At 55.2% G+C, this 22,279-nt stretch carries 21 protein-coding genes and 1 riboswitch; of the genes, 6 read left to right on the top strand and 15 right to left on the bottom strand.

What is annotated here, in order from left to right:
• Positions 1 to 40: 40 nt before the first annotated feature.
• Entirely contained in the window at positions 41 to 1,498 is a 1,458-nt protein-coding gene (locus IEW52_RS01775; protein ID WP_188628359.1) for an aminoacyl-histidine dipeptidase, read from the bottom strand.
• An 80-nt stretch (positions 1,499 to 1,578) separates the two neighbouring features.
• The gene (locus IEW52_RS01770) at positions 1,579 to 3,213 is read right to left on the bottom strand and encodes a methyl-accepting chemotaxis protein (protein ID WP_188628358.1); all 1,635 of its coding nucleotides are present in this window, start codon (positions 3,211 to 3,213) and stop codon (positions 1,579 to 1,581) included.
• Positions 3,214 to 3,548: 335 nt separating this feature from the next.
• On the opposite strand from IEW52_RS01770, the gene gpt reads away from it, so the two are divergent.
• The 5 genes from gpt to IEW52_RS01745 all read left to right on the top strand — a co-directional run bounded on the left by gpt (position 3,549) and on the right by IEW52_RS01745 (position 7,637).
• On the top strand, positions 3,549 to 4,019 hold the full coding sequence (gene gpt / locus IEW52_RS01765; protein WP_188628357.1) for a xanthine phosphoribosyltransferase: 471 nt from the start codon (positions 3,549 to 3,551) through the stop codon (positions 4,017 to 4,019).
• Positions 4,020 to 4,249: 230 nt separating this feature from the next.
• The gene (gene crl, locus IEW52_RS01760; protein WP_188628356.1) at positions 4,250 to 4,648 is read left to right on the top strand and encodes a sigma factor-binding protein Crl; all 399 of its coding nucleotides are present in this window, start codon (positions 4,250 to 4,252) and stop codon (positions 4,646 to 4,648) included.
• A 119-nt stretch (positions 4,649 to 4,767) separates the two neighbouring features.
• On the top strand, positions 4,768 to 5,871 hold the full coding sequence (gene proB / locus IEW52_RS01755) for a glutamate 5-kinase (RefSeq protein ID WP_188628355.1): 1,104 nt from the start codon (positions 4,768 to 4,770) through the stop codon (positions 5,869 to 5,871).
• 8 nt (positions 5,872 to 5,879) lie between these two features.
• Complete coding sequence (locus IEW52_RS01750) at positions 5,880 to 7,136, top strand: glutamate-5-semialdehyde dehydrogenase (protein WP_188628354.1); 1,257 nt, start codon at positions 5,880 to 5,882, stop codon at positions 7,134 to 7,136.
• A 72-nt stretch (positions 7,137 to 7,208) separates the two neighbouring features.
• Positions 7,209 to 7,637, top strand: a complete 429-nt coding sequence (locus IEW52_RS01745) for a hypothetical protein (RefSeq protein WP_188628353.1) — start codon at positions 7,209 to 7,211, stop codon at positions 7,635 to 7,637.
• A 114-nt stretch (positions 7,638 to 7,751) separates the two neighbouring features.
• On the opposite strand, the gene IEW52_RS01740 is transcribed toward IEW52_RS01745, so the two are convergent.
• The 9 genes from IEW52_RS01740 to IEW52_RS01700 form a co-directional block, all read right to left on the bottom strand.
• On the bottom strand, positions 7,752 to 9,827 hold the full coding sequence (locus IEW52_RS01740) for a TonB-dependent receptor (RefSeq protein WP_188628352.1): 2,076 nt from the start codon (positions 9,825 to 9,827) through the stop codon (positions 7,752 to 7,754).
• 51 nt (positions 9,828 to 9,878) lie between these two features.
• Positions 9,879 to 9,984: riboswitch (TPP riboswitch) on the bottom strand.
• Between the two features lie 122 nt (positions 9,985 to 10,106).
• A complete protein-coding gene (locus IEW52_RS01735; RefSeq protein ID WP_229667747.1) occupies positions 10,107 to 11,462 on the bottom strand; it encodes an FAD-dependent oxidoreductase in 1,356 nt (451 codons plus the stop codon).
• 671 nt (positions 11,463 to 12,133) lie between these two features.
• Complete coding sequence (locus IEW52_RS01730) at positions 12,134 to 12,649, bottom strand: protein disulfide oxidoreductase (RefSeq protein ID WP_188628350.1); 516 nt, start codon at positions 12,647 to 12,649, stop codon at positions 12,134 to 12,136.
• Positions 12,649 to 14,730 (bottom strand): protein-disulfide reductase DsbD family protein, encoded by a 2,082-nt coding sequence (locus IEW52_RS01725; RefSeq protein ID WP_229667746.1) that lies wholly within the window; start codon positions 14,728 to 14,730, stop codon positions 12,649 to 12,651. Before IEW52_RS01725 ends, IEW52_RS01730 begins: the two co-directional genes overlap by 1 nt.
• A 53-nt stretch (positions 14,731 to 14,783) precedes the next feature.
• Positions 14,784 to 15,197 carry a hypothetical protein gene (locus IEW52_RS01720; RefSeq protein WP_229667745.1) on the bottom strand — a complete coding sequence of 138 codons (414 nt, stop codon included), beginning with the start codon at positions 15,195 to 15,197 and terminating at the stop codon, positions 14,784 to 14,786.
• Complete coding sequence (locus IEW52_RS01715) at positions 15,179 to 15,781, bottom strand: LysE family translocator (RefSeq protein WP_188628349.1); 603 nt, start codon at positions 15,779 to 15,781, stop codon at positions 15,179 to 15,181. The genes IEW52_RS01720 and IEW52_RS01715 overlap by 19 nt, the downstream gene beginning before the upstream one ends.
• A gap of 203 nt (positions 15,782 to 15,984) precedes the next feature.
• Positions 15,985 to 16,545 carry a YceB family lipoprotein gene (locus tag IEW52_RS01710; RefSeq protein WP_229667744.1) on the bottom strand — a complete coding sequence of 187 codons (561 nt, stop codon included), beginning with the start codon at positions 16,543 to 16,545 and terminating at the stop codon, positions 15,985 to 15,987.
• 94 nt (positions 16,546 to 16,639) lie between these two features.
• A complete protein-coding gene (locus tag IEW52_RS01705) occupies positions 16,640 to 17,077 on the bottom strand; it encodes a YaiI/YqxD family protein (RefSeq protein WP_188628348.1) in 438 nt (145 codons plus the stop codon).
• A complete protein-coding gene (locus IEW52_RS01700; protein WP_188628347.1) occupies positions 17,077 to 17,478 on the bottom strand; it encodes a DUF2750 domain-containing protein in 402 nt (133 codons plus the stop codon). Before IEW52_RS01700 ends, IEW52_RS01705 begins: the two co-directional genes overlap by 1 nt.
• A 296-nt stretch (positions 17,479 to 17,774) precedes the next feature.
• On the opposite strand from IEW52_RS01700, the gene aroG reads away from it, so the two are divergent.
• A complete protein-coding gene (gene aroG / locus IEW52_RS01695; RefSeq protein ID WP_188628346.1) occupies positions 17,775 to 18,830 on the top strand; it encodes a 3-deoxy-7-phosphoheptulonate synthase AroG in 1,056 nt (351 codons plus the stop codon).
• Between the two features lie 145 nt (positions 18,831 to 18,975).
• On the opposite strand, the gene lipA is transcribed toward aroG, so the two are convergent.
• From lipA to IEW52_RS01675, 4 genes are all read right to left on the bottom strand, one after another.
• Positions 18,976 to 19,941, bottom strand: coding sequence for a lipoyl synthase (gene lipA, locus IEW52_RS01690; RefSeq protein WP_188628345.1), 966 nt, complete (start codon positions 19,939 to 19,941; stop codon positions 18,976 to 18,978).
• Entirely contained in the window at positions 19,938 to 20,591 is a 654-nt protein-coding gene (gene lipB, locus IEW52_RS01685; RefSeq protein ID WP_188628344.1) for a lipoyl(octanoyl) transferase LipB, read from the bottom strand. The genes lipA and lipB overlap by 4 nt, the downstream gene beginning before the upstream one ends.
• Before the next feature lie 10 nt (positions 20,592 to 20,601).
• Positions 20,602 to 20,877 carry a DUF493 family protein YbeD gene (gene ybeD, locus IEW52_RS01680; RefSeq protein ID WP_188628343.1) on the bottom strand — a complete coding sequence of 92 codons (276 nt, stop codon included), beginning with the start codon at positions 20,875 to 20,877 and terminating at the stop codon, positions 20,602 to 20,604.
• Positions 20,878 to 21,052: 175 nt separating this feature from the next.
• Positions 21,053 to 22,219: a serine hydrolase gene (locus IEW52_RS01675; protein WP_373286208.1), complete on the bottom strand. Its 1,167-nt coding sequence runs from the start codon at positions 22,217 to 22,219 to the stop codon at positions 21,053 to 21,055.
• Between the last annotated feature and the right edge of the window lie 60 nt (positions 22,220 to 22,279).

Raw genomic sequence — 22,279 nt, 5'->3', positions numbered from 1 at the left:
CCCCATTCCCCATTCCCGATTCCCCAGTCCCATTTCCTCATTACGCTTCCGGGATCTGGCGTAACACCCGCACCAATAATTGCCAGAAGCGAGATACGGCTTCAATGTGCACTCGTTCGTCCGGAGAGTGCGCGCCCTGAATGGTCGGGCCAAACGACACCATATCCCAATGGGGGTAGGTGGCTTTGAACAGCCCACACTCCAGACCTGCATGGATCACCTTGACTTGTGGCACCACGCCAAACAGCTCTTCGTGGGTATTCAATACCGCTCGCATTATGGCCGACTGGGGGTTGGGCTGCCAGCCGGGATAAGCCCCATCCAGCCGACACCGGGCTCCGGCCAGACGAAACACGGCGCTAGTGATGGCGGCGACGCGATCGCGGCCGATATTGCTTAGTGAGCGTACCAGGCACTGCACATGAATATGCTCAGGCCCTGTGCCAATAACCCCCAGGTTGGTCGAGCTTTGCACTACGCCTTCCATCTCGCGGCTCATGGCCATCACGCCATGGGGGCAGGCCAGCAGGGCGGCACTGAGTTTTTGCTGCAGGCTGGTGCTCATTACGCGGTCAGGAAGTTCGGCTGCGACCAGCTCGAGACTGATAAAATCATCGATACCATTGAATTCTTGCCGGTATTGTTGCTGACGCGCCGCCACCAGTTCGTTTAACAGGTTTGCCGACTCGTCAGGCAGAGTGAGCAGGGCGCTGGCTTCGCGGGCGATGGCGTTACGCAGGGTGCCGCCACTGACCTCGGACAGGCGAATAGCCGGGTGCTCGGCAATGTCATTCAACAGCTCGGCCAGCAGCTTGTTGGCGCTGGCCCGTCCCTGATGAATATTGATACCGGAGTGACCACCGCGCAAGCCCTTGATATTCAAACGCATGGCATGATGCTGCGCCGGCACCGACTCGGCTTGATAGGGCAGTTCAATGTTGACATCCACGCCACCGGCACATCCCATGTACACATCGCCATCCTGCTCGGAATCGGTATTCAGTAAAATACTGCCTCGCAATATACCGGGCTCCAGACCGAAGGCACCGGTCATGCCGCTTTCTTCATCTACGGTCAGTAAGACTTCCAGTGGACCGTGCGGCACCTTGTCATCTGCCAGCACAGCCAGGCAAGCGGCCAGCCCGATGCCGTTATCCGCGCCCAGGGTCGTACCACGGGCACGTACCCAGTCGCCATCTATATAAGGCTGTATTGGATCTGTGGTGAAGTCGTGATCGGTGTCGGCATTGGCCTGGGGCACCATGTCCATGTGCGCTTGCAGGATTACGCCCTGGCGTTTTTCCATGCCCGGGGTCGCGGCTTTACTGATTATGAGATTACCAATGGTGTCTTGCATGACGGCCAGCCCGCGCTCTTGTGCCCAGCCGGTTATCCACTGACGAACGGCAGCTTCATGGCCAGAAGGGTGCGGGATGCTGCATAAGGTGTCGAAAAACTGCCATAACAGGCGCGGAGAAAGCTGAGTAATGCTGGACATGAATACATACCTTCCAATAAAGCGACATAAAAGGGAGCCGCTAGCTTACCGCCGCCCCCTGTTCGTTCATAGTCCTGATATCAAGCTTTGAAGGTTTGCATTTCTTCCGTCAGACGATGCCCAAGGCTGGAGAGGGTTTCGCCTGCATGATCGGTTTCCTGGGTTTTAATGCGACTTTCTTCCGCCAGTTCACTGAGCCGATTCAAGCTTTCGCTGATTTCCGCCGTGGTTTGTCGTTGCTCTGCGGCAGCGGTGGCAATGTGGCTGTTCATATCATTGATCAGTGCCATGCTCTGGTTGATGGCCTGCAACGCTTCACCGGCTTGATTGGCCGTTTCCTGGGTGTCTTTTGCCCGTTGCATCAGGCTTTCCATATGCTTCACGGTGGCACCGGCTTCCTGTTGCAGGCGTTGAATGATGTCTTCTATTTCATCGGTAGAGCTTTGGGTGCGGGTGGCAAGGTTACGGACTTCATCGGCCACGACCGCGAAGCCTCGTCCTTGTTCACCGGCGCGAGCAGCTTCAATGGCGGCGTTCAATGCCAGCAAGTTGGTCTGCTCGGCAATGGCCCGGATCACCTCCAGCACGGTGCCGATCTCTTGCGAACGTGCAGCCAGGGAGCCCAGGCGCTGCTGGGTATCAACCAATTCATTCACCAGGCTGGAAGACTCTTCACGAGTACGCTCAACCATCTGTGCTCCCCGTTGAGCCGCGGTGGCAGAATCGTGGCTGGAGGTGGCCGCTTGCTCGGCGGCATTGGCCACTTCCTGACTTGATGCCATCATTTCGTTCATGGCGGCAGCCACCTGCTCGGTTTCACGGGACTGTTGTTCGGATACCCCGCGGTTGTGGCTCACTATGTCGGCCAGCCGGGCGGCGGCGGCGTTCACTTCCTGGCTGATGGGGGACAATTTGCGTACGGTTTGCGCCAGGCGAGAGCAAAATTCATTGAAGCTTTTACTCAGTTGCGTGACTTCATCCTTTCCGCCTTCATTCAGGCGCTGACGCAAGTCACCCTCGCCGTGGGAAATATTCTGCAGGGCGGTTACCGTGTCGCTCATGGGGTGCAGTATGCTGCGGATCAGGGCGAAGGCGACCAGCATGGCGATGGCACCCAGCCCCACCACCACCATCAGTATTTTACCGGCTATGCTGGTGAGTTGTGTCTGTACATCGTCCACATACAGCCCGGTGCCAATAATCCATCCCCAGGGAGCAAACCCTTGTACGTAGGAAATTTTATCTACCGGTTTGGCCAGACCCGGTTTGGGCCACATGTAATCTACGAATCCCTGGCCTGAGTTGCGTACTTGTTGCACCATTTCCACAAACAGCGCCTTGCCATTCGGATCGGTAAACTTGCTGATGTCCTCACCATTCAATTTGCTGTTCATGGGGTGAAGTATCATGCGCGGGTGGTCGTCATTTACCCAGAAATAGTCGTTGTTGCCATAGCGCAATGTGGCGATGGCGGCCAATGCCTGCTGCTGGGCCTGTGGTTCGGTAAGCTGACCTTGCTGCTGTTGCTGGTGAAAATAATTGACCAGGCTCACCGTCGACTCAACCTGGTGACGCACCTGGGTTCGCTTTTCCTCAATCATGCTGTTGTAGAACAGCCATAATGTTAACAGTGTGATAGTGATGATGCCGACAGACAGCAGTAACAGGTTTAGATACAGTCGTTTGGCGATAGAAAGTGAGCGAAGTAAAAACACATCCATATTCCTTTACTTTAACGAGAGATAGCATCCGTAGTGATATAGCTATCCCTATCCTAAAGAAAATTGCAATGCAAAATGAGGCGATATTTCAATAATGCGATGTTCATGTGGTGTGCGAGGCGAGTGTTGTGCCGCACTCCACTGCGGAGAGTGACGGTTAAGCCAATAAAAAAGCTGTAACTCTGGTCAAGAATGGGTGGTATCACTATAATACGGCCATTGTTTGCTCGCGGATTGACTAAGACGAGTCCATAGTGACTGTGTTTTAAGTATAAAAAAGCGGCAGCGGTGTCCATCTTGTCTCGAAGCCAACACCCAAAGGTTCTTTTATGTCCAATAAATTCGTCGTCACCTGGGACTCATTTCAGCGCGAAACGCGTAAACTGGCTGAGCGTCAGCTACCTGCCAGCCAGTGGAAAGGTATTATTGCCGTGAGCCGTGGCGGTTTGGTTCCCGCTGCTATTTTGGCGCGTGAGCTGGGAATTCGCCATGTGGATACTCTGTGTATCTCCAGCTACGATCACAACCAGCAACGTGCAGACTTGCAAGTGCTCAAGCAAGCCAATGGCGATGGCGAAGGCTTTTTGATCGTCGACGACCTGGTGGACACAGGTAACACTGCCCGTGTTATTCGTGAGATGTACCCTAAAGCCAAGTTTATTACCGTGTTCGCCAAACCAAAGGGCGAACCGCTGGTCGATGATTTTGAAGTCCGAGTTGGCCAGGATACCTGGATAGAACAGCCCTGGGATATGGGCGTGGTATTTGCCACCCCCTTATGTGACCAGGAAAAAGCATAACACCAGGCTAAAAAGGCTCCTCAGGAGCCTTTTTCATATCTGAAAATGACCAGCCCTTTCCTGCCTTGACGATGCGGGTGCAAGTCGCCGCGGTATCATTTATTCGCCTTGTAATCCCTCTGGCTTCACACCTCGGCCAAATATCGGCGTTTTTTCTAGCAACCACCCCGAGCGGCCTTTACCCCCGCACGAAAAAGCGTTACATATAGGCAAGTTAACAGGGAGGTTGCATGTCCATAGATAAGGTTGCTCATCGTAAATTAGTACGTAAGTTTACCGCCATAGGTCCGTACCTTCGGGAACTTAAGTCGAATGAATCCGAATATTTTTTTGATTGCCTGTCGGTGTGTGTCAGTGCCAAAGCCGAGCCCCAGGCTCGCGAGTTTTGGGGCTGGTGGTTAACGCTAAGCACGGAAGACGGCGAGAATTTCGAATTTTATTACCAGCTTGGCTTTTTTGATGCCAGCGGCGAATGGCAAGAACGAGCACTGCCCAAGAAGCACCAGACAGAAGTAGCGCGCACCCTGCGTGACTTTTACGATAAACTGGAAGGCTGTCTGGACGGTTTATCACTCAATGCGCGTCCATCACCTGCACTCGGAAAAGATCATCTGTTAAGCTTGGCCTAGGTTCATTATTGCTTGTGGTGATCATCTGAATGCTTGGTTCACTGGCCTGAATGCGCCTCATTTTATTATCTTGCCGGCTTTGCCGGCATTGCTGTTAGTAAGGAGCCGCAAGGCGTTCCATGAAAGGCAAAACCATAGTTGTAAAACTGGGTACCAGTGTACTCACCGGCGGCACCCGTTATCTGGATCGCGCGCACATGGTAGAACTGGTGCGTCAATGTGCCAGCCTGCACCGGGCTGGCCATCATATTATTGTGGTTACGTCGGCGGCTATCGCCGCCGGGCGTGAACACCTGGGCTTTCCGACCCTGGCCAACACCATGGCCAACAAGCAGATGCTGGCCGCCGTGGGCCAGACCCAGCTGATTCAAACCTGGCAGTCACTGTTTAATCTGTATGGGCTGCATGTGGGGCAAATACTGCTGACTCGCGCCGATCTGGAAGACCGCGAACGCTATCTTAATGCCCGCGATACGCTGCGTGCCCTGCTGGATCACCGCATTATTCCGGTGATCAACGAAAACGATGCGGTGGCCACTAACGAGATCAAGGTCGGTGACAACGATAATCTGTCGGCTCGGGCGGCGATTCTGGCCGAGGCCGAGTTGTTGATCCTGCTCACCGATCAAAAGGGGCTGTTTACCGCCGATCCGCGCAACGACCCCAAGGCGCAACTGATTGAAGAAGTGCAAACCATAGACGATACCCTGCGCAAGCTGGCCGGTGGCAGCATTGGTGGCTTGGGTACCGGCGGCATGGCCACCAAGCTACAGGCGGCAGACGTGGCCCGCCGGGCCGGAATCGATGTGGTGATTGCTACCGGTCAGGTACCGGAAGTGATCGGGCGCCTGGCTGAAGGCGAGCGCATCGGCACGCGTTTTCCGGCACTGGCGACCCCGCTGGAAAGCCGCAAACGCTGGATTCTGGCCGGGCCCCCGCCCCATGGCGAAATTCATATTGATGCCGGTGCCGTCAAGGCGGTGCGTGAAAAAGGCTCCAGCCTGCTGCCCAAGGGCATAGTACGTATTGAAGGGCGTTTTCGCCGTGGCGAAGCGGTGCGCATCGTCAACCCGGAAGGGCGCGAACTGGCTCGAGGCATTTGCCGTTACGATGCCCTCGACCTGAATCTTATCAAAGGACAGCACTCAGAGCAGATTGAATCATTGTTGGGGCATGGCTACGGCAATGTGGCCATTCACCGAGACGATTTGGTGCTTTTGTAGGAGATAGTATGAATCTGGAACAGATGGGACAGGCGGCACGGGATGCCGCTTATGTCCTGGCCGACAGCTCTACCCAGGTAAAAAACCAGGCGCTGCTGGTGATGGCCGATGCACTGGAAGCCGCGGCAGAACGTATTTTGGCTGCCAACCAGCAAGATCTGAATGCGGCCCGCGAGAGTGGCATCAGCGATGCCATGCTGGATCGACTGATGTTGAACCCGGAGCGACTGGCGGCCATTGCCAGCGACGTACGCAATGTGGTGTCTCTGCCCGACCCTGTGGGGAGCGAGCTGGACAGTCGGATGCTGGAAAACGGCATGCGTTTGTCGCGCCGCCGGGTGCCGCTGGGCGTCATCGGGGTGATTTATGAAGCACGCCCCAACGTGACCATCGACATTGCCGCCCTGTGTCTGAAAACCGGCAATGCCAGTATTCTGCGCGGCGGGCGAGAAACCTTTCATACCAATCAAGAGCTGGTGAAAGTGATCCAGCAGGCGCTGACCGCCAGCCAGTTGCCCGAAAGTGCGGTGCAATACATCAGCGAGCCCGGTCGCGAGTGGGTAAGCGGATTATTGAAGCTGGATCAGTATGTGGACATGATCATCCCGCGCGGTGGCGCCAACCTGCACAAATTGTGCAAAGAGCAGGCCACCATACCGGTGATTATTGGCGGTTACGGCATCGGTCATATTTTTGTCGATGACAGTGCCGATGTGCTGCGCGCCATCGAGGTGATTGATAATGCCAAGACCCAGCGCCCCAGCGTGTGCAACACCATAGACACGCTGCTGGTACATGACGCCATTGCGGCCAGTATCTTGCCGTTATTGAGTGAACGGATGGCCAGCAAGAAGGTGGAACTGGTTGCGGATGCTGACGCACTGGCATTGTTAAGCTCGGGCCCTGCCAAGGTGCGGGCGGCGGTAGAAGGCGACTTTGATACCGAATGGCTGGGCCTGACCCTGGGCGTAAAACTGGTGCCTGATGTGAATGCGGCGCTGGCACATTTGCGTCGCCACAACGCCAGCCATTCCGATGCTATTCTTACCAACAGCATGGCGAGTGCCGAGCGTTTCATCAATGGTGCTCCTTCGGCGGCGGTTTATGTGAATGCTTCTACCCGCTTTACCGACGGTGCCCAGTTTGGCCTGGGAGCCGAAGTGGCAGTCTCTACCCAGAAGCTGCATGCGCGCGGCCCCATGGGGCTGGAAGAACTGACCAGCTACAAATGGATTGGTCAGGCGGATTATCTGATCCGTTCGTAGCGGTCAATGATATACGGTTATGTAGAGACATAGGCGGCCTTGGCCGCCTATGTCCGGTGAAGAGAGGACTTTATGCCATCCAAGCTGTTGGACGCCTTGCTGCTGGCCATGCCATTGCCGCCTGTTCTTGAAACCTGGCGCCAGCATCTCAAAAGCCAGCTGCCTTATTCGGTACAAGGCGCGCAAACTTTGTTTATTGGCGACCCCACGCTGGTGATAGTGGCCTTTCAGCACGACAAGGTTGATGTGTTACTGCCGGCTATTCAGTGGCGTCATCACGATATTCATACCGCCAAACCGACCTCTCAGGGGGTTGTGGAAGCACGTAATGGCACCTTGGAAGAGTTGCTGACATTGGTAGAAGACACCATAGCACTGCGTTTGAAGTCGTTTCATGAGTGTAGTTATTGTGGCAAGCGCAGCGCTCCCGAGCTGCTGGGGTCGCTACAGGGCGAGCCGGTTTGTCGTAATTGCATCAAGGGTCGCCGCGTACTGTTTTAAGCCGGTGCAGAGCGAAAAAGAAAGGCCGCACTCTCAAGAGTGCGGCCTTTTTTATGGTCGGCCTTGCCAGCAAACGAAAGTTGCGGGCATGACGGTTAACGCCGGTGGCGTCGTTTAAAACGCGAGCTTGGTGGTTACCCCAAACATGCGCGGTGCGCCCAGCTGTACGTATTGCTCTGTGATGTAGCCCTTGCGAGGATCGTTGGGGAACTGAAAGCCACGCACCGCGTACTCTTCATCGGTGAGGTTTTTGCCCCACAGGGTGACGCTCCAGTTATCCTGCTGGTAGCCCAGACGGGCGCTCAACAAGGCATAGGCATCGGATCGCGCATTGTGATCGTCGGAGAAGTAAAACTGGTCTTTGCCTTCCACGTCCAGGCCAGAAAACCAGCCGCGTCCGTGGTCCAGGCTTACACCCAGAGCGAATTGATATTCGGGAGCGTGTGCTGCATCGCGACCATCAAAGTTGGCGCCGGACTCTTCCAGTTGGGTGTTCAGCAACCCCAGGCTACCGTGCAACCGCACGGCGTCGGTGGCCTGCCACTGAGCCTGGGCTTCCAGACCATAGCTGTATGCCTGCTCGGCGTTGGCAGTATAGTCAGTATAAGTACTGGAGTTGTCGGGACGTATCACGGTGCGCGAGGCGTTGATTTGTGCGTCGTCCCGCTGTTGAAAGAATATCGCGACCTGTGTCTGCAGGCTGTCATTCAGCAGGTTGTGCTTGGTGCCCAGTTCGTAGTTCCACAGGGTTTCGGCGGCAAAATCACGCAGTGCGTTGGGCAGGTCGCCATTGGAGTTATAGCCGCCGACCTTGTAGCCTCGAGCGATCAGTGCATACAGCATCTGGCTGTCACTGGTCTGATATTCCAGCGCTAGCCGGCCTCCCCACAACAGATCCGTGGGCTTGCTGCGGTTACCGTCGCTATCGCTATAAAAGGTGCGGTCTTGCTCCAGTCGCACGCCATTTATCCAGGTCAGTTTGTCGGTCAGTGCTGTTTCCAGCTCGCCATAGCCGGCAAATCGGTTAGCCTCATATTCACTGGTAAAATTGCTGGACAGATAGGTGTACTCACGATTCAGATCCGAGCTGCGATGAAAGTAATAGAGGCCGCCGGTCCACTCGGTAGTGTCGTTGAACAGCATGGATTCTTCGGTAGAGATGAAGCGTACATCGGCGGTGGCTCCACGTTCTTCACGGTAGTAATTGTCGGTGGCGCTGTAGGTGTCCGGATGCAAACCGGGGTAAGTCCAGTCCACATCAAAGCCGTATTCCAGTTCACTCTTGTTCACGCTGAGCGCGGTTTCCAGAATGAAGGCGCTGATGCCATACCAGCTGCTTTTTCCCGACAGTGCCAGGGTTTCCTGGCGATCGTGACCCGGATTATCCGACAGGGTATGGCGGCTGTTGTCGAGGGAAAAGGCATCGTAACCGTTGTCGATATTGGCGTAGAAGGCGGTCAGATCCAGGTCCAGATCGTCGCTGGCGGCAATGCGGAACTTGGTACGCAGCAGGGTCTCGTCAATGTTGTTGGTGTCGTCGCGATTCAGATAATCGTTGTTGATAAAGCCGTCACTGGTATTACGCTGCGCTGCAACTCGATATGAGACTTTATCGCTTATAGGACCACCCATGGCGGCGGCCAGATTATGGGTGTTGTACTCGGCCACCGTAACTTCCACATTGCCTTCCAGAGTATCCGTAGGCTCGTTGGCGCGAATATTAATGAGGCCAGCCAGGGCGTTGGAGCCATACAGGCTGCTCTGCGGGCCACGTAATACTTCTACTTGATTGGCATCCAGCAGGGTGGCGCCCATGGTCATAGCGCTCATGTCTATGCCGTCTACCAGTACGCCTACCGAGGGATTAACCACGCCGATGAACTGGCTGCGTTCGCCCACACCGCGAATTTGATAATACTTGCCGCGAGAGGCGCCGGCACTTAGGTTGACGTTGGGCGTTTGGGCAAGCACATCTTCCAGATGGTTGTTGCCGGGCTTGTTTAGCTCGGCTTCATCCAGCACGCTGACGCTGCTGGCGGTGTCTTGCAGGCTGTCTTCGCGAAAGCTGGAGGTCACCAGGGTGGGGGCCAGGGTGTAAACGCCGTCCTGGTTGTCGGCAGCCTGTGCTGGCAGCGCAGTCATCAGGCTCAAGGCAATGGCTGATAAGGAAAAAGGGATCAATTTAGGCACTTCAAGTCTCCGTATACGTACGAAAACCCGGTAACAACAAGAGCAGGGCAGGGCGTTGCGGCTTCCTATTCCTACGCCGGTATTAGCCGGATCAGGTTCAAAGGGTTCGCATAATGCGCATCTCAGGCAGTCGTGACTGCCACCCCTTAGGATATGACTTTTGGTTATAAGTCGGCGTGCATTATACCTATTCAGGAATAGATATCGACAACTATACGGCAAAACTTGCAGAGCGAAAGATTCAAAAAAGCCGCGTATTCAAGATGCAGCTTTGATGACTTATTTTTCTTTATCTTCTTTCTTGCGGCACCGGCCCCGTGGTTCATCACCTTCATGAAGCACGATATCGGAATGCAGAAACTGTGCAGCTTCGGCTGAATCTGTCACTTTGGCAGCACTGCGCTCCAGCATGGCGGCTTCAAATCCTGATAATACACTTTCCCTAATGCCCACCGTTCGCCATTGCGATAGTGGCCTGCAGCCTTGAAATATCCCTCGCGCCAGTGCCAGCGCATCCAGCAGCGCTTGATTGGCTCCCTGGCCTTTGAACGGGCTCATGGGGTGAGCCGCATCGCCAATCAGCGTCACGGCACCTGCCTGCTCCAGCAATGCCGGTTGCAGTAATTCACGGTCATACACGGGATAGCCAGACACCTGATCCTCCAGGGTGGCTGCCAGAATCTGCGGTATGGGCGAGTGCCACTGGGTTCGTCTGCAGGCTTCGGCCTTGAGGGCGTGCGCGCCTTGGGCACTCAAGGCTCTGGCGTCAGCTTCGGGCATGGGGAAGCTCAATTGCCACATCACAGAGTCTGCGTCATAAGGCATGATGTAAATACGCTCGTTGCCATTGGCAGTCTGAAATACCGTGGCCGAGTCCAGCAAGGTGCTATCAACCCCCTTGAGGGCACTCAAGGGGCAAATACCCAATATCACCACGCACCCCAGATAATGCAGCGGGGTTGTATCTTCACCGATCAACAATCTGCGCACGGCACTGCGAATACCATCCGCGCCTACCACCAGGTCTGCCCTGGCGTGCTTGAGCTCGCCGTTTACTAGAAAGCGCAGTTCAACACCGTCGTTTTCACTCACGCCCTCTTTAAAGTCGAGCAACTGGTGGCCCCATTGCACTGCATCATGGCCACCCAGTTGTTCAAGCAGTGCCAGGCGTAAGGACTGACGGGCGATATGCACATTGGTGCGCTTGGGCGCTGTTTTTGCATCCGGATGCAGCCCCTTTCTTACTCCCCATTCGCCGATCACTTTGCCATCGGTAGTATGAACGACATGGGTGGTGGATATGACCCCGGCTGCCAACGAGAAAATCCCCAGGCCCTCTATCGCTTTGCTCGCCTGTTGCAAGGTGAGCCCGTAACCCTGAGAGCGGGTGTTAAAGCCGCTGTCTCGTTCATAAAGGGTGAAGGGAATGCCGCGATGCAGGCAGGCCACCGCCAGTGCCACGCCGCCGATGCCGCCACCAATAATCGCCACCTGTGGGTAGCTTGTGGTATCGGCAACGGGAGGATGCTCCGCGGTGATCAGTCCGGACCCGCTACAGTTCAGGCATAAAGACAGATGACCCTTGGGGCGAACCGGTGCCGAGCCCTGGCCGCCGCTTTTTTCAAATTGAGCCACGGCCGCCTGATAGCCGAGGCGCACTTTTTTGCGTATCTTCTGGCTGTTTTTGCCTCGACCCTGACATTTTGGGCAAGTCGTCCAACTCGCCCCTTTTTGATGTAACCCGATGTTGACTGCCCCTATGAAGTAAAGCATCGCCGATAGCAGGGATGCCAAGCCAGATAATAAAGCAGTGTCGGAGGTTTTCGTTACTGTTAAATCAGCGAAGGTGAAAAATGCAGGTTTTCTGCTGACGATGCAGAAGAACATCGTGGCTTTTGTAGCAGCTTGCTTTAGCTGGCTGAACCAGCTTTGCTGGTTTGTTTCTCTCGGATTCTTTGATAAGTACCGCGGATCAGAGGCAGCTGGGTAGTCTCCTCTTCACGAAAAGTACAAAAAGGCAGCGCCGAACTGTGTTGAGGCAATACTAGCAGGCGACTCGGTTGTTAACAGGAGGGTAAAGGGTGTCTGCTCTGTCGACCATCATATGGCAGGGATGCCATATGCTGAGCGTTACAGGGAGGTACTTGAGCGAGTCGACAGAATAGTGCCCTTTACCCGATTTTTGCAGAGTAGCAACATGGCTCTGTTATTCAGTCTGTTTGATTTTAGCCGTAGGTGTCGAGTCATAAAAAAGGCCGCGCTCTTTATGAGTGCGGCCTTTTTGCTTTAGCTTTTAACCGGTGAGTTTAGTCGATCAAACGAGCCAGCCATAACCTTGCGTACATGCCGGGCAGGGTGGTGATGCCGGCGGTGGCGAAACGCAGCTTGCCGTTATGCGCCACCATCAGCGTGGGCGTTACGCTGATGCCCAGGGTTTTCCCCAGTCGGTGATCCTCGTCGTTGACCACGCTGAAATCGTAGCCTTTGTCGCGCACATAACCGGCGACCTTGGCATCGTGTCCCGAGGCCAGCGCTATGCTGACTACCGGCGTACCCACCAACTCCACCATGGGCGAGACGATGCGGCATACGCCGCACCAGGTGGCCCACACGTATACCAAAACCGGTTCATCCTGGCTGAGCGCCTCCAGATCCATGACCTCTCCATTCAAGGTAGTCAGGGTGCCCAGTGCGGCGATGTCGGTGGGCAAATCCTTGCTGCGCCACAAGTCCACCGCCGTGACCACCACCATGATCATCAGCAGGTAAAGTAACCCCTTACCTGCTTTTTTACCTGCGCGGTTATTGTTACTGGTTGCCATTACTTAGCCTCATCCAGTGCACTGATCACCTTGTTGGTGGTGAGCAGGACTTCCAGCGCCTTGCCCTGCGGCAAGCCCGGACCAAATACCTGATTAAAGGGAATGCCGGCTCTTTGGTTGGCATGCAGGTAATCGGTAATGGCAGCATCGGGGCGGGTCCAATCGCCACGCATCAGCACCATGTCATCTGCCTGCAACGCCGAATACACGGGGTCACGCAGCGTCACGCCTATCTTGTTGGCCTGACAGGTAATACACCAGTCTGCGGTTATATCGACAAACACGCGCTTGCCGGCGGCCACCTCAGTCGCGATGCGATCCGCATCCAAAGGCTGCCAATTCAGCTCGTCTTTCACCGGGCTGACCCAATGCGATTGTGTGAGCAGTGCTACTACACCGGCACTGGCACCCAACAGCAGCATGCCCGCCAGACCAAAGATAAAGCCACGGCCGCCGTACTGACGCAGTAAAGACCACAGCGGCAGAATAATCAGCAGTGCAGCCAGTGCCAGTGTGATGCCCGAGCCCAGGGTATAACTGAGTAACGACAACAGCCACAGGCTGGTGGCCAGCAGCATCAAACCAAACAGCCATTTCACCTTTACCATCCAGGTACCTGGCTTGGGCAAGGCACGGATCACGCCCGGAAATAACGCCAGCAGCAACCAGGGCATGGCCATGCCCAGTCCCAAACCGGTAAAGATGGCAATCAGCACCAGGGGCGAAGAGGCCAGGGCAACGGCGACCGCGGTGCCCAGAAAAGGCGCGCTGCAGGGGGTGGCGAGCAAGGTGGCAAACATGCCTTGCAGCACATGGCCACCATGACCATTGCCGGGGCGCGTGGCCAGCCAGGTGTTAAGGCGGGCAGGTAGGCGCAGTTCAAACAAGCCAAACAGATTGAGCGAGAACAGCGCGGTGACCAGCAACATAAAGCCGATAAAGGCCGGTTGTTGAAATTGAATGCCCCAGCCCAATTGCGCGCCCGACCAGGTGAGCACCAGCATAAAGGCGGCCAACAGCCAGAATGACAACATGATGCCAAATGCCGACCACAGCAGAGGAGCGCGAACGCTGCGGGGCAGGCCCGACTCCGGGTTAAGCTGGCCCAGCACCAGGCTGTTCAGCTTAAGGCCCAGCACCGGCAGCACACAGGGCATGATATTCAGTATTAAACCGCCCAGCACGGCATACAGCAATACCCAGCCCAACGAGGGCATGGCCTCGGCCAGGGGCGCCAGAGCACCTGAATGGATGCTGGAGCTCAGCTCTTCGGCCAGACCGTCATCAATGGCGGTGATCACCACCGCTCGTTGGTCCAGGTTAAGGTCGTCATCCCAGCTGCTTACCTGAAAGCGAACGTGCAGCTGCTCCTTGTCAATCGACAGCTTGGGTTGACTGAAAATAGCCTCGTCGAGCTCATCCACATAAATCGCCGGCTGCTGCCAACCGCGGTCGTTACTCAGGGTGATCCCAAGCTGCTTGTTGGTCGCATCCCACACCAGTGACTCGGCACTGACCAGGCTGGCCGCTCTGGGCACCCGAGACACGGCCTGTTGATAGTCATGATTCAGGCTTTCGTTTAGCGCCAAATCGGCATCGAGCGGCAACTGCAGTTGATAATCGGTGAGCACGCAGATGGTGGTACAGCTGGGCAGCGTCAGGGTGGCGTTGAAGGTGACGGGCTGGCCGGGCTTGGCGGGGGTGAGCTGCAGCGGAAAGTCCACTGCATGCTTGTAGCCCTGGGTTTCTACGCCCAATAAGGTAAAGCGCTCCGGCACCGGCCATTGCCAGTTCACGTTCTGGATATTGTCTGATGATTGCCAGTCGAGGCGCGGCGCAATACCGCCTTCACCGGGGGAGCGCCAGTAGGTTTTCCACTCATCACTGAGCCGTACTTGCAGCAGGGCGGGATAGTGGTTATTGGCCGCATCATAGGGCCCGGTTTGTACCAGGCGCACCTTGACCGGGGGATGCTCCGGCGCTTGCTGCCAACCCGTCTGTTGCACACCTGGGTCTGTGGCGGCAAGTAGCGCCTGGGGCGCACATAACAGCACCATGAATAGGGTAAAAAGTCTGATCACAAATAAAGTCTCCGATAAATAAACGCAAGTAACAGTTAATACAGGCGTTAATCTCATTCTCGGAACACGCACAACACCAGGTGTCGTCGTCGACCGGCGAACGAGAGGGGAGGAGGAACCCGATGGCTATAACGGACCTGCTGCGGCGATAGCAGCCACAGGATCAACAACACTAAAATGGCGATCAGCATGGGTTCGAGCATGCTCCACACCTTGCTTAATAGTTGCTCCGACAGACTGCAGCGCTCGTTATCGTCTGTTTTGTTCGAGTCTGATATGGGTGACGACTGGGTGCCAGCGTCAGAGACAGCCTGGATGGCATGACTGTCATGAGCCGAATAAGGGCAGCTGGTCGCCATGCCCATGCGCTGGCCCAGACACAGGCTGATTACCACGGCGACAAGCATCAGCGCCAACCAGGCGGGCTGGCGCGGTATTAAGCGACTGCTTAACCGACGGCCAGCCACAGGGCCACTCCCAACATCAGGCTGCCGGCGATGCGATTCATGAGTTTCACCTTGCCCTTTTGCTGCAGTACCCGGCTCAGGGTACGTCCCCCGCTGGCATATAGCAGCATGCAGGTGAACTCGAGGGACAGAATAATGGAGATCAATATCAGCAGCTGACCGGCAAGCGGCGCCTGGTTATCGATAAAAGGTGGCAACAGGGCGATAAAAAATGCCCAGCCCTTGGGGTTGGCAATGGCGGTAATAAAGCCCTGACTGATCAGGGTGCGCGCCGGAATATGACGGGGGCCGGCATCTACCGGGCTTAAGGCGAGCTTGCCTCGGGAGCGCCACATTTGAATACCCAGCCATGCCAGGTACAGACCACCGCCGTATTTGAGTAGCTGAAACAGGGTGGGATATTGCAACATGATGGCGGCCACGCCGACCACGGCCAGACAGGCCACCAGACCCACGCCGACCAGTTCGCCCAGCATCATCCACAAGGTGCGCCGCACGCCCACCGTCATACCCAGCGACAAGGCCAGTGTCATGCACATGCCGGGTGTCACCGAGACAAAGAAAAAGGTGGGAATAAACACCATCAAGACTGCAGAGTTAATAGCACACCTACCTGTTGTTAGGGCTGAGGTTACGTATGTTGACTGCCATTGTAGGTCAAATGCCGGAGGATAGGCTACGGCTATTTATGGCGCCCTTTAAACGGCGCCAAAAATAAAGAAGATACCTAAGCCGTCATGCCGATACTGAATCAAGATCAGCGTGACGATTCTGGATCAGTCCTGGGTCAATCGCTGAATTTAGGGCTGAGAATAAAGCGGCCGGGGGCTATGGTCAGGCCAACCGGGGTTTTGCTCAGCCAGGAATAGCGGCTGCCCTCGAGGCGATAGATAGGCTGGTTTTCAAGAATGGAGCGCACTATCTGCATCATGCCGGTGGATGCCATTGTCATGTCGCCCTTGTAACCAAAGGCATCAACCTTGCTTTGCAACAAATTCAAGTCTCGCAGGAAGATGGCGTTTTGTTTGCGGTCATACACAGGGCGACCTTCTATGACCAGGTCCAGCTGGGCGGGAAACCGTGCGATAAGGGCGTTAATGGCGGTTTCTCCCTGCAGATTCAGGCGCACTATGTCGCGATTCTCGGGGCCAATCTGCAAGTCCAGTTTGTCGATTTGGGTTTCCACCAGCCCCTGGGTGAGGCGCGGCGCTTCTTGTTCCAGCAAGGTATAGAGGGATTTTTCAAGTTCACTTTCAGAAATACTGTATTGGCTGATGCTGGCACAGGCGGTTAGCAACAAAGTGGTCAGGCTCAGGGTGATGGATTTCAACATGCGGGGCTTAAACATAAATACCTCTAAATGAGAGCGAACAGCGGTCAGCCGAAAGCTAAAGAAAGACGGTGCTTGTCTCTCGGCTTCCAGCTTATGACGCATAGCCGGATTAACGCAGTAACTGGTCCAGCTGGTTGGCAAAGGTCTGGCGATCGGCGGGGCTCAGTGTCGGCGGCCCGCCGGTGTGTACGCCGCTGGCACGCATGGTGTCCATAAAATCACGCATGGTCAGCTTGGCTTTAATGGTGCCGGTATCAAACTTTTCGCCGCGTGGGCTTATCACCACGGCCCCTTTTTCCAGTGCTTCGGCGGCCAGGGGAATATCGGCGGTCACCAGTATTTCACCGGGCTGGATGCGAGCCACAATTTCATCGTCGGCCACATCAAAGCCCTTGGGTACCTGTAACTGCTTGATCAGGGTAGAGCCTGGCAGGGGCAGCGAATGGTTGGCCACCATGGTCAGTGGCGTTTGAGTACGCTCGGCGGCCCGAAACAGAATATCGCGGATCACCTTGGGACAAGCGTCGGCGTCTACCCAAATGTGCATCAGTTATGCCGTCCCAGCTTTTGCTTGCGGGTAAACGCATCTTGCAGCTCACGGGGCTCAACCAAGACGCCGGTGGCATCCGTGGTCGGGAACACGGCGACCAGTAATTCATCGTCTTCCATGCCCGGTACCCAACGCGCCTGCCATACCTTCAGGGTAATGGCTTCTGGCTTGCACTGGCTCCAGTCGTCGACCGCCCATTCTTTGGCATAATCGGCGTGCGGCCATACCGGAATGCAGTCTTCTTCATCGTCCGAGGTCAGCATCATGCAGCCGTGCTCATCGGTTAAAATCCATATTTCATCGTGCTCGCATACCTTGTTAACGAAGTGATTGAAACGTTCGTCATCACGCAGGGTTTGTGCGGCTGTTTTGTCGGCATCGGTCAGAATGTAGCTCATGATTTATCTCATACAGGGAATCTGTTTGCATATTCCCATTGCATGGCCGGTGTTGTCCAGTCGCGGCGCGGATCCCGCAAAACCGATGCAGGTGTTACAGATGAGAATATGAGCATGGCTGCTCTATATTTCGACGAACACCGTGCTTTTGCAGAAATTTTACGGTATTACGGCAAACAATTGCCCGATAGCGCCAATTGAGCGTTTACAGTCGGCCCTTGCTCGGGATAGATTAAAAACCAGTCTTTTCGATATAAAGTGGGCCAGGGGCTCAAACATTGTAAGCAGGGTTGCTCATGTATTTTCAAACCGACGATATCCGTATTAATCAAATCAAAGAACTGTTGCCGCCCATTGCGGTTCTGGAAAAGTATCCAGCTACCGCCACGGCCTCGGCCACTGTCTTTGAGTCGCGCCAGGCTATTCATCGTATTTTAGTTGGCGAGGATGATCGTCTGCTGGTGGTTATTGGACCTTGTTCTATTCACAATACCGAGGCCGCCATCGAGTATGGCAAAAAGCTTAAAGTGCTTCGCGATCAGTATGTCGATCGCCTGGAAGTGGTGATGCGCGTCTATTTTGAAAAGCCGCGTACGACTGTGGGCTGGAAGGGGCTGATCAACGACCCTTATCTGGATAACAGCTTTCAGATCAACGACGGTTTACGCATGGGCCGCAAGTTGTTGTTGGATCTCAACGATCTGGGTATTCCTACCGCCAGTGAATTTCTCGACATGATCACGCCGCAATATATGGCGGACTTGATGAGCTGGGGCGCCATTGGTGCCCGTACCACCGAGTCTCAGGTGCATCGCGAGCTGGCTTCTGGCCTGTCGTGTCCGGTGGGCTTTAAAAACGGTACCGACGGCACCATCAAGGTCGCGGCCGATGCCATTGGTGCCGCCAGTGCCGCGCATCATTTTCTGTCGGTGACCAAGCTGGGGCATTCGGCCATCGTGCAAACCGCGGGCAATCCGGATTGTCATATCATTCTACGGGGTGGCCGAGAGCCCAACTACAGTGCCGAGCATGTAGATGCGGTCTGCACTGCATTGGCAAAAGCCGACCTGCCACAGAAAGTCATGATCGACTTCAGCCATGCCAACAGCAGCAAACAATACCAGCGCCAGATGGTGGTGTCTGAGGACGTGAGCGCGCAGCTGGCCGCCGGGCAGCAGGCGATCATGGGCGTAATGGTAGAAAGCCATCTGGTTGAAGGCCGTCAGGATCTTGAAGAAGGCGGCGAGCTGACCTACGGCCAGAGCATTACCGATGCCTGCATTGGCTGGGACGATACCGAAACCCTGCTGGCGCAGTTGGCCGACGCGGTGACCGCCCGTCGCCAGGCTTAATTAGGTGATGAGTGATGAGTGAAGGGTGAAGAGTAAGAGCCACTAATCTGCAGGTTGGGTGTTCTCTGTTCATCTTTTACCATTTTCACCAGACAATAAAAAAGGAGCCGCAAGGCTCCTTTTCTGTATCTGACTGGCGCAAGGCTTATTTAACTTCCACACCCTGGGCTTGCAGATCGGCATGATAAGACGAGCGCACGAAGGGTCCGCAGGCGGCGTGGCTAAAGCCAATGCTGTCGGCGAATACCTTTAGCTCGTCAAACTCTGCTGGCGGCACATAGCGCTTCACCGGCAGGTGATGGCGGCTTGGCTGCAGGTACTGGCCCAGCGTCAGCATGGTCACATTATGATCACGCAGATCCTGGAGCACCTCGGCGATTTCTTCGTTGGTTTCACCCAGTCCCATCATGACGCCAGACTTGGTGGCCACCTGCGGGTGCATTTCTTTAAAGCGACGCAGCAGTTCCAGTGACCATTTATAATCGGCGCCCGGGCGGGCCACGCGATACAGACGCGGCGCGGTTTCCAGGTTGTGGTTGAACACATCTGGCGGCGTATCTTTGAAAATCTCCAGTGCCGTGTCCATGCGACCCCGAAAGTCGGGGGTCAGAATTTCAATCTTGGTATTCGGGCTTTGCTCGCGAATGGCGCGAATGCAGTCAACAAAATGCTGGGCACCGCCGTCACGCAGGTCGTCTCGGTCAACCGAGGTGATCACCACATACTTAAGCTTCAGTTCCTTGATGGTCTTGGCCAGCTTTGCCGGCTCTTCCGGATCGACGGCCAGCGGGCGACCGTGGGCAACATCGCAAAACGGGCAACGGCGGGTACAAATAGCACCCAGTATCATGAAGGTCGCGGTACCGTGGTTAAAACACTCGGGCAGGTTGGGGCAGGAGGCCTCTTCGCATACCGAATGCAGGTTGTTCTCGCGCATGATACTTTTCAGTTCCTGTATGCGCTGATTACTGGGAGGAAGTTTGATCTTCATCCAGTCCGGCTTGCGCAGCACTTCTTCGTCTGCCTCCGGCATGAACTTGACCGGGATCAGAGCCATTTTATCGGCGTCTCGTAATTTTACGCCGGGCTCTACGCGTACAGGTTTATTCATAATTTCAGCTTCTCTGTGGTGTAGTAGAGATGTTGATAGCCAAGCTGTTCTGCCAGTTTGGGTACCAGTCGGGACTGAGCTTCATCTAGTGTTTGTGGGCCACCCAGTGCACTGCACTGGGTCATGGCCATGCCGGCATAGCCGCAGGGATTGATCCGCAAAAAAGGGGTCAAATCCATATTCACGTTCAGCGCCAGGCCATGAAAAGTGCAGCCTCGGCGTACGCGAAGGCCCAGCGAGGCAATTTTGCAATCGCCAACATACACACCCGGAGCATCGGGTTTGGCGTAGGCTTCTATCTGGTAGTCCGCCAGCAGACCCACAATGGCATTTTCCATGCTGGTCACCAGATGGCGTACGCCCAGCTTTTTACGACGCACATCCAGCAGCATATACAAGACCAGCTGGCCGGGGCCATGGTAGGTGACCTGGCCGCCTCTGTCGGTTTGCACCAGTGGAATGTCACCCACATTGAGGATATGTTCGGCCTTGCCAGCCTGTCCCTGGGTAAAAACGGGCAGGTGTTCAACCAACCAGAGTTCGTCCTGGGTGTCCTGGTCACGCTGGTCGGTAAAGGCCTGCATGGTGTGCCAGACGTGCTCGTAAGAGGCTTTACCCCAGTGTCTGACGGTTAGTTTATCCTGCGCCATCGTGCTTGTCCTAGAGTACGTACTTGACCAGTTCCAGTTCACCCAGCTTCTGATACAGCGTTTCAATGTGCTCTTTGCTGTTTACGGTGACCTGTATTGTAATCGCATGGTAAGTGCCTTTGCTGCTGGGACGCACCTGAGGGCTGTAATCGCCAGGTGCGTACTGTTGCAACACTTCAACGACCATGTCGGGCAGACGTTCATCGGCCAGCCCCAGTATCTTGAAGGGAAAGCGGCAGGGAAACTCGAGGTACTCATCAAATTTGGTGTTTAGTTGGGAGTTCATAGCAATCTTTACTACCTGCTGTATTTAAAATGGGCGAGATGTATTTATTACCCAGGTCACATTTTTACCATAAAATCGGCGGCGCTTAAACCGGCAAGTTGATAAGGCAAGCCAACCGGCATTAAAAAGCCGGAAGCAAGCTTCCGGCCTGTGACCTATAGGATACCCGTTGGCATCAGCTGAACAGGTCTTTTACCAGCAGCTTGATGTAGTCGATCATGCGGCTGAAAATGCCACCCTGCTCAATATCTTCCAGGGCAACCAGTGGCATGGTCATTACATCTTTATCATCCAGTTTAAGATGCAGAGTGCCTACCTGCTCGCCTTTGGCCAGGGGCGCGCGCAGCGCCTTGTCCAGGGTAAAGTCGGCTTGCAGACTTTGTGCCTGGCCGCGAGGAATGGTCACCGACACGGCCTTGTCTACGCCAAGCGCTACCGTGTCTTTATCACCCATCCAGATTTGTTGATCCATCAACTTGCTGCCCGCCTCGTAAGGGGTCAACGTTTGATAGAAGCGAAAACCGTAGGTCAGCAGCTTTTTGCTTTCCGAGGCCCGCATCCGCTCACTGCTGGCACCCATTACCACGGCAATCAGGCGCATGTCTTCCTTGGTGGCTGAGGAGACCAGGTTGTAACCCACGGCTTCTACGTGACCGGTTTTAATGCCGTCTACCTGCAGCGACTTGTCCCACAGCAAAGAGTTGCGGTTATGCTGAGTGATGCCGTTATAGGTAAAGGATTTTTCGGAATAGATTTTATATTCTTCCGGCACATCACGGATCAGGGCCTGACCCAGCAAGGCCATGTCATAGGCGGTAGTGAACATATCATCGCTGTGCAGGCCGTGAGGAGTCACGAAGTGGCTGTCTTTCATGCCCAGACGAGCCGACCAGGCGTTCATCAAGTCGGCAAAGGAGTTGATGCTGCCGGCCAGATGCTCGGCAATGGCTACGGTGGCATCGTTACCGGACTGAATGATAATGCCGCGGTTCAGCTGGTCTACGCTGACTTCTTTGCCAACTTCCAGAAACATCACCGACGAACCGGGGAAGTGCTGTGCCCAGGCTGCTTCGCTGATGGTCACCATGTCGTCGCGCTTGACCTTACCTTCCTGCAACGCCTGGCCCAGTATGTAAGAGGTCATCATTTTGGTCAGGCTGGCCGGCGGCAGTTTTTGCTCGGCGTTATGAGAAACCAGTACCTGGCCGCTGGCATAGTCCATCAGTACATAGGACTTGGCCGCAATCGAGGGCGCTTCCGGGATCATGGGAGCCAGAGTTTGAGCCTGGCTGCCAAAAGACACCACGGCGGCGAGCAAAAAAGTAGGAAGAGTGTTAACCATGCGCATACGTCTATCAAAACCCTGTTTTAAATGGCAAAAATTGCCGGTGATAAGTTAATT

Source organism: Oceanisphaera marina, from assembly GCF_014643915.1.
Classification (GTDB): domain Bacteria; phylum Pseudomonadota; class Gammaproteobacteria; order Enterobacterales; family Aeromonadaceae; genus Oceanimonas; species Oceanimonas marina.
This window is presented reverse-complemented; position numbering and strand designations above follow the sequence as displayed.

Bases quoted from the DNA above. Each gene is read 5' to 3' on its own strand.
- IEW52_RS01775 (WP_188628359.1), bottom strand. From the start codon at position 1,498: ATGTCCAGCATTACTCAGCTTTCTCCGCGCCTGTTATGGCAGTTTTTC.
- gpt (WP_188628357.1), top strand. From the start codon at position 3,549: ATGTCCAATAAATTCGTCGTCACCTGGGACTCATTTCAGCGCGAAACG.
- crl (WP_188628356.1), top strand. From the start codon at position 4,250: ATGTCCATAGATAAGGTTGCTCATCGTAAATTAGTACGTAAGTTTACC.
- proB (WP_188628355.1), top strand. From the start codon at position 4,768: ATGAAAGGCAAAACCATAGTTGTAAAACTGGGTACCAGTGTACTCACC.
- IEW52_RS01750 (WP_188628354.1), top strand. From the start codon at position 5,880: ATGAATCTGGAACAGATGGGACAGGCGGCACGGGATGCCGCTTATGTC.
- IEW52_RS01745 (WP_188628353.1), top strand. From the start codon at position 7,209: ATGCCATCCAAGCTGTTGGACGCCTTGCTGCTGGCCATGCCATTGCCG.
- IEW52_RS01730 (WP_188628350.1), bottom strand. From the start codon at position 12,649: ATGGCAACCAGTAACAATAACCGCGCAGGTAAAAAAGCAGGTAAGGGG.
- IEW52_RS01715 (WP_188628349.1), bottom strand. From the start codon at position 15,781: ATGGTGTTTATTCCCACCTTTTTCTTTGTCTCGGTGACACCCGGCATG.
- IEW52_RS01710 (WP_229667744.1), bottom strand. From the start codon at position 16,545: ATGTTTAAGCCCCGCATGTTGAAATCCATCACCCTGAGCCTGACCACT.
- IEW52_RS01705 (WP_188628348.1), bottom strand. From the start codon at position 17,077: ATGCACATTTGGGTAGACGCCGACGCTTGTCCCAAGGTGATCCGCGAT.
- IEW52_RS01700 (WP_188628347.1), bottom strand. From the start codon at position 17,478: ATGAGCTACATTCTGACCGATGCCGACAAAACAGCCGCACAAACCCTG.
- aroG (WP_188628346.1), top strand. From the start codon at position 17,775: ATGTATTTTCAAACCGACGATATCCGTATTAATCAAATCAAAGAACTG.
- lipA (WP_188628345.1), bottom strand. From the start codon at position 19,941: ATGAATAAACCTGTACGCGTAGAGCCCGGCGTAAAATTACGAGACGCC.
- lipB (WP_188628344.1), bottom strand. From the start codon at position 20,591: ATGGCGCAGGATAAACTAACCGTCAGACACTGGGGTAAAGCCTCTTAC.
- ybeD (WP_188628343.1), bottom strand. From the start codon at position 20,877: ATGAACTCCCAACTAAACACCAAATTTGATGAGTACCTCGAGTTTCCC.
- IEW52_RS01675 (WP_373286208.1), bottom strand. From the start codon at position 22,219: ATGGTTAACACTCTTCCTACTTTTTTGCTCGCCGCCGTGGTGTCTTTT.